11 protein-coding genes are annotated in these 12,758 nt (G+C 56.3%); 4 read left to right on the top strand and 7 right to left on the bottom strand.

Annotation, left to right across the window (positions count from 1 at the left end; all coding sequences use genetic code 11):
- The first annotated feature begins 134 nt into the window (after positions 1–134).
- Complete coding sequence (locus R3F50_21775) at positions 135–1,712, top strand: Na/Pi symporter (GenBank protein ID MEZ5492915.1); 1,578 nt, start codon at positions 135–137, stop codon at positions 1,710–1,712.
- Between the two features lie 19 nt (positions 1,713–1,731).
- On the opposite strand, the gene R3F50_21770 is transcribed toward R3F50_21775, so the two are convergent.
- The 4 genes from R3F50_21770 to R3F50_21755 all read right to left on the bottom strand — a co-directional run bounded on the left by R3F50_21770 (position 1,732) and on the right by R3F50_21755 (position 5,506).
- Complete coding sequence (locus R3F50_21770) at positions 1,732–1,995, bottom strand: hypothetical protein (GenBank protein MEZ5492914.1); 264 nt, start codon at positions 1,993–1,995, stop codon at positions 1,732–1,734.
- Between the two features lie 165 nt (positions 1,996–2,160).
- A complete protein-coding gene (locus R3F50_21765) occupies positions 2,161–3,072 on the bottom strand; it encodes a D-Ala-D-Ala carboxypeptidase family metallohydrolase (protein ID MEZ5492913.1) in 912 nt (303 codons plus the stop codon).
- Positions 3,073–3,092: 20 nt separating this feature from the next.
- Positions 3,093–4,664 carry a L,D-transpeptidase family protein gene (locus R3F50_21760; protein MEZ5492912.1) on the bottom strand — a complete coding sequence of 524 codons (1,572 nt, stop codon included), beginning with the start codon at positions 4,662–4,664 and terminating at the stop codon, positions 3,093–3,095.
- A 137-nt stretch (positions 4,665–4,801) separates the two neighbouring features.
- Entirely contained in the window at positions 4,802–5,506 is a 705-nt protein-coding gene (locus R3F50_21755) for a YaeQ family protein (protein ID MEZ5492911.1), read from the bottom strand.
- A gap of 236 nt (positions 5,507–5,742) precedes the next feature.
- On the opposite strand from R3F50_21755, the gene dbpA reads away from it, so the two are divergent.
- The 3 genes from dbpA (at position 5,743) to R3F50_21740 (ending at position 10,153) form a co-directional block, all read left to right on the top strand.
- Positions 5,743–7,125, top strand: a complete 1,383-nt coding sequence (dbpA, locus tag R3F50_21750; protein ID MEZ5492910.1) for an ATP-dependent RNA helicase DbpA — start codon at positions 5,743–5,745, stop codon at positions 7,123–7,125.
- 130 nt (positions 7,126–7,255) lie between these two features.
- Positions 7,256–7,894, top strand: a complete 639-nt coding sequence (locus R3F50_21745) for a site-2 protease family protein (protein ID MEZ5492909.1) — start codon at positions 7,256–7,258, stop codon at positions 7,892–7,894.
- A gap of 462 nt (positions 7,895–8,356) precedes the next feature.
- Positions 8,357–10,153, top strand: coding sequence for a cytochrome c peroxidase (locus R3F50_21740; protein ID MEZ5492908.1), 1,797 nt, complete (start codon positions 8,357–8,359; stop codon positions 10,151–10,153).
- Between the two features lie 84 nt (positions 10,154–10,237).
- Here the strand turns inward: R3F50_21740 and R3F50_21735 are convergent, their stop codons facing one another.
- The 3 genes from R3F50_21735 to R3F50_21725 all read right to left on the bottom strand — a co-directional run bounded on the left by R3F50_21735 (position 10,238) and on the right by R3F50_21725 (position 12,663).
- On the bottom strand, positions 10,238–10,639 hold the full coding sequence (locus R3F50_21735; GenBank protein MEZ5492907.1) for a hypothetical protein: 402 nt from the start codon (positions 10,637–10,639) through the stop codon (positions 10,238–10,240).
- Between the two features lie 414 nt (positions 10,640–11,053).
- Positions 11,054–11,830, bottom strand: coding sequence for an N-formylglutamate amidohydrolase (locus R3F50_21730; GenBank protein ID MEZ5492906.1), 777 nt, complete (start codon positions 11,828–11,830; stop codon positions 11,054–11,056).
- 20 nt (positions 11,831–11,850) lie between these two features.
- Positions 11,851–12,663 (bottom strand): transglutaminase family protein, encoded by an 813-nt coding sequence (locus R3F50_21725; protein ID MEZ5492905.1) that lies wholly within the window; start codon positions 12,661–12,663, stop codon positions 11,851–11,853.
- Between the last annotated feature and the right edge of the window lie 95 nt (positions 12,664–12,758).

Here is a 12,758-nt window from a genome sequence, read left to right as displayed (position 1 = left end):
ACGATTCAGCAGATAATAAGGGTGGCAGGTTATTCGGAGTCGGCTCCCGCCAGCCTGGGTACGGTTCGTGAGCCTGTATCGAGCGCGGCACCCAGCACCAGGCCCCGGCCCAATTGAATCAAGGTGATCGCTACATGGGGACTATCAGTATCACGATCGCGGGAATTACCGCCATCATCCTGTTTATTTTCGGCCTGGAGCATTTTTCCAGGGAAATCGAGAATATATCCGGCGAAAGGCTGAGGAAATCCCTTGGCCGTGCGACCAGAATTCCGGCGGCCGGGGTACTGATCGGCGCACTGGTCACGGCGGTCATACAATCCAGTTCCGCCACGTCTGTCATTGCTATCAGCCTGGTCAATGCCGGCGTCATTTCGTTCAAAAACAGCGTGGGCGTCATTATCGGGTCCAATATCGGCACCACGATCACCGCTCAGCTGGTTGCCTTCAAGCTGACATCTTTCGCACCGTTGCTGATTATCTGCGGCTTTTTCCTGTCCCTCATTCGATCCAGGTACGCGATTTTCGGTAAGGCAATTTTTTATTTCGGCTTCGTTTTTTTCAGCCTCAACCTCATTGCGTCGTCATTGCAGCCATTGCAGAATAATCCGGCGCTGATTAATTTATTAATCGAGCCCCGCAATCCTGTCTTCGCCATTCTCTTCGGTTGCCTGTTCACTGCCATTGTACAATCCAGTTCCGTGACCACCGGCCTGGCAATTATTTTCGCCCAACAGGGTCTGTTGGGTCTGGAGAACGCGGTGCCTCTGATTATGGGTGCCAATATCGGCACCACGGCGACAGCACTGGTGGCCATGTTCAATATGGATGTGGCAGCCAAAAAGACGGCTCTGTGCCATTTCCTGTTCAATTTTGGCGGCGTGATACTTTTTTTACCGGCCTTGCTGTTGTTTGGAAACCGGTTAAGCGATGTGACCGCAGAGCCCGCGGTGGCACTGGCCATCATCCATCTGGTTTTCAATGTTGTCACCAGTATCATTTTCACGGTTTTTGTTTCGCCGTTCAGTCGTCTGGTTGACTCGCTGCTGGGTGAAGGCAAGATGGACTTTGAGAGGCTGACGTTGCCGGTGTATGCGGAGGGAGCCAGTTTCTCGGATATAAAAATCGAGCTGGAAGGGGAAGCCAAGTCGCTGTTGCGGTTCCTGCAGGAGAACTACAGCACGGTCACCCTGAGCATCGAAACAAATTACCGGGGTGTTTTTGATGCAGCCGAGAAACGCAATGACTACATGAACTTCGTCAAAAAAGAGTACCTGGCGTATTTCTCCAGAATCGTCACTCTCGTTAATGACGAACAGGATTCGAAAGACCTGATCAGAATTATCAACCAGTTCGACTACCTGTTTCAGATACATGACTCGATTGTGGACCTGTTCAACGCCAAGAAGGTCATGGTGGAGCATTTCATCGAATTGAGGAGCGATATTCTGCTGTTGATCAGGGATCTGTCCAGCCACACCCTTAATCTTTTCGACAGCATCAACAAATCCCTGCTTGAAGAGAAGGAGCTGGACATCAAGGCCGTCTCTCAGGACCTGCAGGCCTGTATCAACCGCACCAACAGGAACCTCCTGTCACTGTTGGCCGATCCGAATCGGCGGGATGCCGGTGCGTTAACAAATTTTGTTACTTACTCACAACGTCTTAAAGACAAGCTTGTCAATTTTGCCAATACCAGCCGGCTGGATTAGTCTGGGCTGCCGGCTTTCGCTACAAATGCCGGGCTATATTCTTGAAGCCATCGCGGATTTCCTCCCCGAGCAGTTTCGCCGCCGCACCGATTTCCTTCGAAGAATCCTCTGTGGCGCTTTTCAATTCCCTGGCTTTTGTCTCGAGCCTGGCCAGCTTCGCTTCGAGTTTTGCCCATTCCTCGTTGGCTTCCATTTTGGCGAGTTTGATTTTTAACCGCAGTTCGTCACGCTCCTGTTTCAGATCGTTGAGCATTTCATCGACGCGTGATTTGGCACTGTTCATAGTGAACTCTCCGGTTTTGCTTCTGATTGATACTTTGGCGAGCCGCACTGCACAAGCCCTGGCCTTTATTCTGTAGTTTCGCAGCGCCACAGATGTTGCTCAGGATCAATAAAATCCGGCGTATTTGCAGACTAACAGCCATGGCTGGTTGCCGGCGGCGCCCGGCTACCACCGCGCCCGGTATCCCCGTGAATCGATGTGCACAAAAGGCCCGTGTGCCGGGGTGGAGTCGTAGATGCCGATTCCGCCCGGTGGCCAGTCCCGCCCCCCTTTGGCAGCCAGACTTTCGGCCAGGCCGGCCAGCGTGAAGGCATCCTGGCGGTCAATCCTGCCATCGCCATTCAGGTCATCCATCAGACCATCCTCGTCGCCATCGATCCAGACGTCTGCTGCTCCACCGTACAGGTGCCGCGAAGTTGTCGTGTTATTGCCGATCGCACGGTTGTAGAATGGTGTCCTGAAACCGCTCATCACGTACAAAGTTGGCGCACGCCAGCCCCTTTCATTGGCCGCTTCCAGCAGTGTCTCGAGCTTGATCAGCATGGCAGGCAGGACCAGCAGGTAGGTAGCGTCATCGTGCCCAGGTTTCTGCTTGCTGACAAACTGGTTGATGGAAAAACTGGGGGACACCTGAACCCCGGCCAGGTCGTCGGTCAGGTTGATGAAGCCCCGGGGGGCCGAGTACGTGGGTAATCCTCTGAACAGCTCCTTCTGGTAACTGCCAATTGTAAAGCCCTGCAGTGCTTCCTGTTCGCCGTTGAGAAATGGCGTCAGTACGAACACCCGCAGCAGGATTTCCTGGCCCGCCTGCTGGAATGAGACGCTGTAGTGCCCGGGGTGGGCCGGCGCCTGCCACTCCCAGCCGGTTTCTGTTTTTCTTAATTCTCCCTGCGGTGCCAAAGCCCCGGCGGTAGTTTTTACTGGCAGGTACTCTTCGGGCATCACCGAGGTGGTGATAATTTTCAGATCGGTTTCAATATCATGAAAGGCAATGGTGAAGTCAGCGCGATTCGAATTGCCTAAGGCGGCCGAACTGCAGACTGCGAGTAAGCAAGAGAACAACGTAACGAGTTTCATAGATTCGTACCTGCACAGAATTAATGATGAGGAGTCAGCAGCCCGTTGAGCACGGCAGCATCCCGTTGATAAATGTCGTCAAGAAAGAGTACACCGCCGCCTGGTTCGCTCACTGTGGTATGGTAAAGAATGTGAATCGGGACCCTGGTTGTAAGGTTTACCCGGGTTTCCTGTCCGCTGGCCACCACGCTGTCGATGCGCTCGCGGTCCCAGCCCGGATTTCCCTCTAGAAGCCAGCGGGACAGTTCAAGCGGGAACTGGGTGCGAATACAACCGGAGGAGAATGCACGCTGGCGCTGTTCGAACAGGCCGCGGGCAGGGGTATCGTGCAGATAGACGTTGTGTGCGTTCGGAAACATTATTTTCACCTGTCCCAGGGCATTTTCCTCGCCCGGTGCCTGACGGAGCCGATAGGGAAAATTGGCCTGGGAAACACTGTTCCAGTCAATCGTGTCAGGCTCAAGGGCCTTACCGTTACGGTCCAGTACTTCGAATCCCAGTTCCCGGATTAGTTCCGGCTCCTGACGAAAAAGTGGCAGTTTGTCGATTCTGGCGATCGAGTAGGGAACTTCCCACCAGGGGTTGAATATCAGGTATTCGATCTGATCCGAGAAGACCGGTGTTTTGCGATAATCTTTTCCCACCACCGCCAGGTGAGTCCGCAGTAGTGAGCCGTTCTCCCAGGTGGTGACGGTAAAACCGGCAATATTGACCCGGATGTGCCGTTGCCCGAGTTCTTCGGGCAGCCAGCGCCAGCGCTCCAGGTTTACCCGCAGTTTGTCCAGCTTCTGCTGGGGGCCGAAATTCAGCGCAGATAACGTTGCCGGCCCCACCAGACCATCGGGCTCCAGATCATTCTGGGCCTGGAATATTTTTACTGCCTCAACCGTCGCGGCGTCCATCAGACCCGGCTGGTAGTCCTCATCCAGAGTGCCCAACCGATCAAGGTGCTGTTGTAATACCGTAACGCGGTCATCGTAATCACCACTGCGCAGTGTCGGCCCTGCAGGTACCGTGTTGATGGGTTCAAGCTCCCTCTGCCTGAGCTGGCGGTAGTGCTCGACCAGGCTCGTGTATTGCGGCTGTCGCGGCGCGAACTGGGTCAGGCTTGCCGCAATTTCACCGGCTGCAAGGGCCTGGAGCAGGCTGTCATTGAGGTCTGCCTCCCTGCTCCCGGCAGTCCAGTCGGGCTCGACGGTCACCGGATCCAGCTTGCCGTACAGCATGTGCGCGGCCGCAGAAAACCAGGCGTCGGTAGCGTACCGGTCCCGCCTAGCCCTATCGTTGCGAAGGTCTCGGAGTGTCGCCAGGTGGTAGTGCTCCGGGTCCAGCCCGTGGTCACGCAACCCTTCCAGGGCGGTCAGTAACTGGTCAAACAGATCGTCATCCTGCCAGGCAGGCCCGGGCTGTCTGTCGAGGTAGAAAGCTTCCGTGGCACGTGGTGCGAGTAGAGTCGACTCTGGTACAGCAAGCGCGGTTGCAGGTGCTGCCTGGGCAAATGTTTGCAAGTAACCCAGGCTGAAACACAACACCAGGATCCCCACAAGGATCTGTCCAGGCAATCTGACTTTCCTGCTTGATACGGAAATCATGTGCATGCTCCTGAGGTTTGCGATTAACGACGGTGGTGTTGGAACAGCCTGCTGACCGTCTATTCTAGGGAATCTTGACTGATTACCACAACGCTCTGGTAATCAGTCTGCGGTTGCCCGGCCGCCTCAGCGGCAATTCAGTGGTGTCGTAGCAGGGCAACTTCACACTCACCCCTGGCAGTGGCCACGTAGGCGGAAGCCTCGCTGATGGTCACGGACAGCTCCATGGTGCGGTCAATCCGGTCCGCCAGGTTCTTTATTTCATTCCATTGAAACTGGAAAATCTCTGCAGGCAACGCCACCAGGGCGTCGCGATTCAGCCCCCACCAAGTGTCGGCTTTGCTGTTAAAGCTGTAGACCTTTACCAATGACGCCACCCGGGTGGCTTTCTTGATCCGCTCGACTGCTGGTTCGCCCACGTCGATCCACAGCTCCAGGTTACCATCCAGACCGCGTTGCCACAGATCCGGTTCTTCAGGATCACTGATGCCCTTGCAGAACTCCAGTCGCTCCCGGGTGTTGAAGCAGAAAGCCAGCAATCTTACCAGCATGCGTTCCATGGTCTCAGAGGGATGGCGGGCGAGGGTCAGGTTGAGACTCTCATACACGTCGCGGTCGATGTCGCTCAGAGCGACGCTGAACTTATAGATAGTCGGTTTCAGTGCCATGCTGGGGTTTCTTCTGCTGAGGCTCGTGGGGGATTCCGGTTGCTTGTAGCACGGCTTTCCTGGCAGGATCGGCGCTGTCAGTTGAGCGGATTCCATAACAGGCTCCAGCTTGCAGTAAACGGGCCGGGCAAGCAATGGCAGGGCTGAGCGGATGAAGGCTCTGCGGGTCAGCATTCGGAGCCATGCCCGGAATCCCTCGCGATGGGTTTGAAAACTCTGCTATGATGCGCGCCCCGCATTTAAAGGCCAGGCAACGAACGGAGTGGCCCGCCTGAAGGCCCCTTCGGGCACCACTGCGGCGTTGTCGACCTAGGCAGGGGCCGCGCCATTCCCTGCGCACGACGCCTTGCAGTAACGCCCGACAGACTCCCGCAGAGCGTTTCCATAATTAATCAGAGGTTCCCAAGGCAATGACTACCCTGGCATTCACGACACTTCCCCTGCGCGACGAATTACAGGCCAGCATCAGAAGCCTCGACTACGAGTCAATGACGGCAGTCCAGGCCCAGGCGCTGCCCCCGTTGCTGGCAGGCAAGGACCTGATCGCCCAGGCCATGACCGGTAGCGGCAAGACGGCGGCGTTTGCTATCGGCCTGCTGAACCGATTGGCGGTACAATCCTATTGCACTCAGGCGCTGGTATTAACGCCTACCCGGGAACTGGCCGATCAGGTGGCGACGGAGATCCGCCGGCTGGCCAGCGCCATTCCCAATGTCAAGGTGCTCACCCTCTGCGGTGGTAAACCGATGGGTCCACAACTGACTTCCCTGCGGCGCGCCCCGCACATTGTCGTCGGTACACCGGGTCGCATCCTGAAGCATCTGGAGAAAAAGACTCTGCACCTCGACACCGTGGAGACTCTGGTTCTGGATGAGGCCGACCGCATGCTGGATATGGGGTTTCATGACGATATTCTCAACATCATCGGCGCAACGCCTGCAGCCCGGCAGACACTGCTGTTCTCGGCGACCTATCCCGATGGCATCAGGCAGATCAGTCGCAGTGTGCAGCGTGACCCGGTCGATATCCGCGTTGCCAGCAGTCACAGCGGGCCGGATATCGAACAGGTGTTTTTCCAGGTGGAGGAGGGTGACCGGATTGCAGTGCTGTTCAGGGTCATTGCCCATTATCGGCCGGAATCGAGCCTGGTGTTCTGTAATACCCGGGAAAGGTGCCAGCAGCTGGTAAGTGCGCTGCGCGAGCAGGATCTGCATGCGCTGGCCCTGCACGGTGATCTCGAGCAGGCGGAGCGTGACCAGGTGCTGACTCAGTTCGCGGGCAAAAGCAGTTCGATCCTGGTGGCAACGGATGTCGCTGCCCGCGGGCTCGATGTCAAGGAGCTGGCGGCGGTTATCAACTTCGAGCTGGCCCGGGATCCTGAAGTACACACCCACCGCATCGGGCGCACCGCCCGGGCCGGCAGCAAGGGGCTGGCGGTCAGCCTGTTTAGCAATCGGGAGAGTCGGTACCTGCACGCCATCGAAGAGTTCCAGGGTGCCGCCGCGACGCTGGCCAGTGCCGCCGATCTGACTGTGCCGCCAGATTTCAAGCTGTACCCGCCCATGGTTACCCTGCAGGTGAACGTTGGCCGCAGGGATAAGATCCGGGCAGGTGACCTGCTGGGTGCGTTGACCGCCGGTGGCAGGCTGACCGGCGCGCAGATCGGCAAGATTACCCTGTTCGACAAGGTCGCCTATGTGGCTGTCGAGCAGCAGGCGGCTAAAACGGCGCTGACGGTTTTCGCTGAGGGTAAGGTCAAGGGGCGAGAGGTGCGGGCGCGGCGGTTGCGTTGATTGTCTGGCCAGGCTTTTCAGCGTCAATTGCTGTATCTTTATCCCAGTTATCCCAGTTATCCCAGTTATCCCAGTCTCAATTGAGCGCCTGCACGCTCTGCGGCAATCACTTCCCAGGTAGTCAATTACCATGTTGCAATTATTATTGTCGGGCCAATACCTGATTTTTATCACCATCCTGGTGGCGATCATCTTCTCGCTGACTCTGCATGAATTCGGTCACGCCGCCAGCGCCAGGATGCTGGGCGATGATACGGCGCAGAAAATGGGGCGCCTGACACTGAACCCCGTCGCCCATATCGATCCCATGGGCCTGCTGATGGTGGTGCTGGTGGGCTTTGGCTATGCCCGGCCGGTGCCGACCAACCCACGTAAAATCAGGTACGGCTGGGGAAATGCCGCAGTTGCCGCGGCGGGGCCGCTGATGAATCTGTTGCTGGCGGTTCTGGCCATTAACACGCTGCAGTATTTTTATCTGAACGGCACGGCATTGACCGGACAGCAGAATCTGTTTCTGTCTCTGATGGCGCAGATCAACCTGCTGCTGATGCTGTTTAACCTGATTCCTTTCGGCCCCCTCGACGGGCACTACATCATGTCCTGGGCGCTGCCCCAGGGCCTGCGTCAGCGTTACGATTACTACAACGGCCGCTACGGCGCGCAGCTGTTCCTGGCTTTGATACTGCTGAGCCTGATTGGCGTGCCGATTTTCCGTTTTCTGATGGATTTCAGCCGGGCTTTGATGCCGTATCTGGTGTTTGTGGGGTGATGTATCCCTCGCTATTGCCAGTGCTTGAGGGAATAGAGGGAATTTCGATAACAACCTGCCTGAAATTCATTGTAAGAACGTGGTGTGGGTGCTCTTGATGCGGTTTTACCGCACCCAGCTTCCATATGCCTGCCTTTGCCGCTGAAGAAATCTGTTTCTGACCTGGATCAGTTCTGGCTGGACAAAAACACGCTACCTTTGTTGCACAGGCTCCGTCCAGAGAAGTTCTGAGCACGCTGATTACAAACCTGCTTGACAGTGGTGCCCTCACGCAGGGTCAGCTGGGGTGATCGCGGCTGAGAATAAATTAGATCTGGCCAATAACGGCCTGGTTGGCCGGTTGGAACCCGGGTTGGAATGCTTTTCCCCTGTCAAACACGGGGTTCAGCTGCTCAAAAGCCGTACTGACACCAGGCCCTTTTTTAACTATCATGACCACGGTTCGGATTACGGAGCGCAACCATGAAAAACGTTTTCCTCGCAGTGTTTCTGGCAGTGGCTGTTCAACCAGTCCTGACCAGTGCCGATGTCGCTGTCCCGGGGACGAATGACAGGGAAAGCGCAAGGACAGGCGAAAGCGACGGCGTGATCAAAAATGCCGGCGTTGTAGAAAGCAAAGCTGCAATCGAAAATGCCTGGCTGGCATTCACCAACGCCAGAGGCGAGGCGGCGCTGATCCGGGGCGATGTGGAGCATCCCTCGGCCAATGACATCTTCCGGGTCATTCCCGATATCGACATGGATTCTCTCAACGAGGAGAAGCTGCAGCTGGGCACCGAGCTGTTTAATGACGGGCGCCTGTCCCGGGATGGCTCGTTGTCCTGTGCTTCCTGCCATATCGCGCTGCTGGGCGGGGTGGACCGCAGTCCGGTGTCGTTCGGTATTGGTCGCGCCATGGGTGAGCTGAACGCGCCTACCATCTTCAATGCCGCGCTGAATTTCCGCCAGTTCTGGGATGGCCGGGCGCTTACCCTGCAGGAACAGGCGCTGGGTCCGATCGAGAATCCGATAGAGCTTGGCCATGATCTCGACACCCTGATCGGCATGCTGGAAAGCATTCCAGAATACAAGCGTGCTTTCGACCGGCTCTATCCCGACGGTGTTACCGCGGCGAACCTGGGCGATGCCATCGCCTACTACGAAATCATAAACTTTACCGGGCTGGATTCGCCTTTTCTGAGCCAGTTCGATGCGCAGCATGAGCCACTGAACGCCAAGGCCCGCCGGGGTCAGCAGCGCTTCGTGGAAGTGGGTTGTGCCAGCTGTCATAACGGGGTCAATCTGGGAGGTAATTCTTACCAGCAACTGGGCGTGGCAGAAACCTGGTACGGGGACGACAGGCCGGCACTCGAAGCGGACGACGGGTTGTTCGGGCGCTCCGGTCGCGAGCAGGACCGTCACGTTTTCAAGGTGCCGACTCTGCACAACGTGGCCGCCACCGGCCCCTGGTTTCATGACGGCAGCATCACTTCTCTGCAACAGGCGGTGGACCAGATGGCCCGCCACCAACTGGGCCGTTACCTGGATAATAGCGATATCGATGAGATCGCCGCCTTCCTGCGCTCGCTGGGCGACAGTCAGAGCCTGATTGGCGACTGTGCCGTGAGCGGGACTTATTCAGCCACCATGGACTGCAGTGTCAGCCACCGGGGTTCGGGTGTAACTCAGGATGATGCCCCGGTGCTGGTCACTCTGCCGGACCCGACCGTGCTGGCCAGGCAGCATCAGCAGGCCTACGCCGAGGCCCTGGATCGCGCGGTCACCGCACCGACACGCATTGCCGCCGAGATGCAGCGTGTCCGTTCGGGTCAGGTTGCCCATTATGATTTTGTACAGTACGAGCACATTGAGATGCTGCGTCATGCGCGGGCCCTGTCGTTCCCACCGGCGAACCTGGAGCTGGAGCAGCGCAGGGAGCTGCTGGCACAGGCCGAACAGTTACAGCAGACTGCCGGGGAATACGAGTTCATCATTGCTGACTTTCTTCGCAGCCAGGCAGTCAGCAGCAGCGCCAGGGCTAATATTCAGGACCTTCTGCGGATTATGGCTATCGATGCCGATGAGAAGACGGTGTCGCTCCTGGGGCGAGCAGAGCAGAGCTTGCTGACGTTCTATGGGATGCCAGACCCGACTACGCAAAAGGATTTCGAAAGCGCAACCCGGGCACTTAGCCAGTTTGATCTGAACCCGCAGCAGCTTTCAGAGCTTCAGCTGCATGTTCGGTTACTGCTGGAAAACCTGCCCATGACCCGGGGCTGAACTGTTAAAACGCCGGATGGAAGAGAGGCTTGCTGCAATGTGTCTCGACGGCAAACTGGTCGAATGGCCGACGCATTGGGTGACCTAGCCAGAATTTGCCTGCGGTTTGGTGCACTTCCCGACAAAAGCTAACGCCCCCAATCCGTAGTCAACGTACACAAGGCTGAAGTTTGAGCCATCGGGATGAATGGATAGCGTCGCTTCGCCAAAAATAATATCAGTCGCCCTGCACACGACATAACCCCTATTTGTCTGGCAGGCGCCGCTGAAGCCCGGTAGGTCAGAGCGGCGCCATCCCTTGTCGGTATCAACCACCCAGTTCTGTTGCTCGAAATCATTGCTCTCATCGTCAGAGGTGGCCACTCCATACTGATCGATAGAGACTCCCGCCCTGTCCTCGCAAAAGTAGACCTCTGCATTCGCCGTAGCAGAGAAGAAAATAACAGTGATAATAGCTGTCAGGCGCCCTGGTTTATTTCGATACATGTTTAAAATCCGCTGTGTATTGCGAAAGAAATTTGTTCTACCCAGAGTAATACGATAAGGGCAGGATTTGGATTAGGTTCCTGCAGCAGGCGAATGCGCCGCCGACCTGAGGCCGGGGTTGATTCTGCCAGAAAACACAAAAATGCTAGCGGTTTGTCCGCGCCGATATCCTGCAACGTTAGGGTAACTCTGTGACCTTTTGCACGGTGGCAGACTTTATACTGAAAGCGTTGTGGTTGGCGTGGGGAAGGTCTCAGTGTTACTGAGCCTTTGTCTGCATCCAAAATGACCGAAGTACCGTCGGTAACGAGATCACACCAGTCCACGGAGCCTCTTGTCAAAATGTTATGGAACCACTGGCGAATTACTGCAGAGGTTCCTTATGTATAAGGGGGGGCGCAATCCGGACGAAGGCTATTGGCCAGCTAACGCTAACCAGGATTCAGTGATAATGTCGGACCATTGCTGGATACCCTGCTCATCAGTTATCTGATCCTGGCGAAGCTCCAGCATGATGCTGGGGATGCCTCTGTTCTCGCCCTGGACCGGAATTGTATAGTCACAGTCGATCTCGATCTCATAGGGTTCGTTGTCCCCTACCGGGCCGGCAGTACCGTGCTGTGCCTTGTTTTCCGGCCTGGAACCAAGCAGGTTTTTCAAGACCTTGACCCAGCGTCTTCCCAGTGCGGCATCGCGGCGGTAACAGACACCAATCGGCCAGGGGCGGTCTATGCCAGAAAGGGAGGGGGTGAAGCTGTGAATGCTCAGCAGCAGACGAGTCTGCCCCGCCGATTGACTTAATCTGGAGGCAATGGCTGCCTGGTAGGGTTCAAACAAGGCCTGACGTCGGTATGCGGCTTCCTGCTCAGTCAGATTGCAGTTACCGGGTATGATAATGCCCGCACCGGATTCTGGAATCGATTCCGGGTCTGATGGCCAGCGATTGCAATCGATGACCAGGCGTGAGTAATTGCTGAGAAATAGCGGCGCGTCGAACCTGGCTGACAGCTGGCGCGCAAACAGGGCAGCCCCCGGGTCCCACCCAATATGGCTGGCGAGTTGTTGACTGGACAATCCCAGATCGCCAAGACTGGCAGGAACGCGATTCGATGCGTGGTCACAGACCAGGACGAGATTGCCCTGACCGTTGGGGTTGACGAGTTCGAAGGGTCCGGGTTCCGCCAAAGCCAATAAGGATTGCGATCCTGCCATCAGGTCTCGGGAAGTTCATCAGCCCGGACCAGAAAGCTCTTCAGTAGTGTGTCACCAAAGCTATTGCTGAGGGAAACATCAGTGGCATCACGACCTTGAGCGATAAGGATGCGACCGATCAGGCGTTTATTGTTGCGCGGATCAAAAACATGCCACTCACCATCCAGATAGGCTTCGAACCAGGCAGCAAAGTCCATCTCGCCATAGGGTGGCGGCTGACCAATATCGCTCAGGTAGCCCATGCAATAGCGCGCCGGAATGTTCATGCAGCGACAAAAGGTGACTGCCAGGTGAGTGTAGTCACGACACACACCCTTCCTGCTCGCATAGACCTGCGCTGCGGTCATAGTGTTACTGGCGTGTTCGTAACCAAACTCAATATGGTTATGTACGAAGTCACAGATTGCCTGTACCCGTTGCCAGCCTGTGGGGCCGTTTCCAAACAGACGCCAGGCTTCATTAGACAAAATGTCGGTCTCGCAATACCGACTTCCCAGCAGATAGACCAGGGTTTCTTCGGGCAGAGTCTGTACCGGGTATTGTTTTGCGGCGGGAGAGATTTTGTCAGGTTCGCCATCATCATAGATCACCGCGTCGTTGGAAATCGTGGTGTCGCCTGCCGGCAGCATGAGTCTGGTTACCCAGTTACCATAGAGGTCGCGGTACGCGCTCATGGGTATAGGCGGATCAGTCATGATCTGATCCGGCGAAAGAAGATAGGCTGCCCGAGACGAATGTACATTTAGCGTAAGAATCATGGCCGTGGCCTGGGTGCAACTGTAAACCATTTCATAGCCGATCCGAATCTTCATAGCGGTCCTCAAGGGTTAATCGTTGTCTTGCTGTCACCAGGCGACTCTTCTTTTCTTCTCATTTCTTTTCTTCCCTCGTCTCTTCTCTTCTTTTT

This window comes from Gammaproteobacteria bacterium (assembly GCA_041395725.1).
In the GTDB taxonomy this organism is placed as follows: Bacteria; Pseudomonadota; Gammaproteobacteria; order Pseudomonadales; family Pseudohongiellaceae; genus NORP240.
This window is presented reverse-complemented; position numbering and strand designations above follow the sequence as displayed.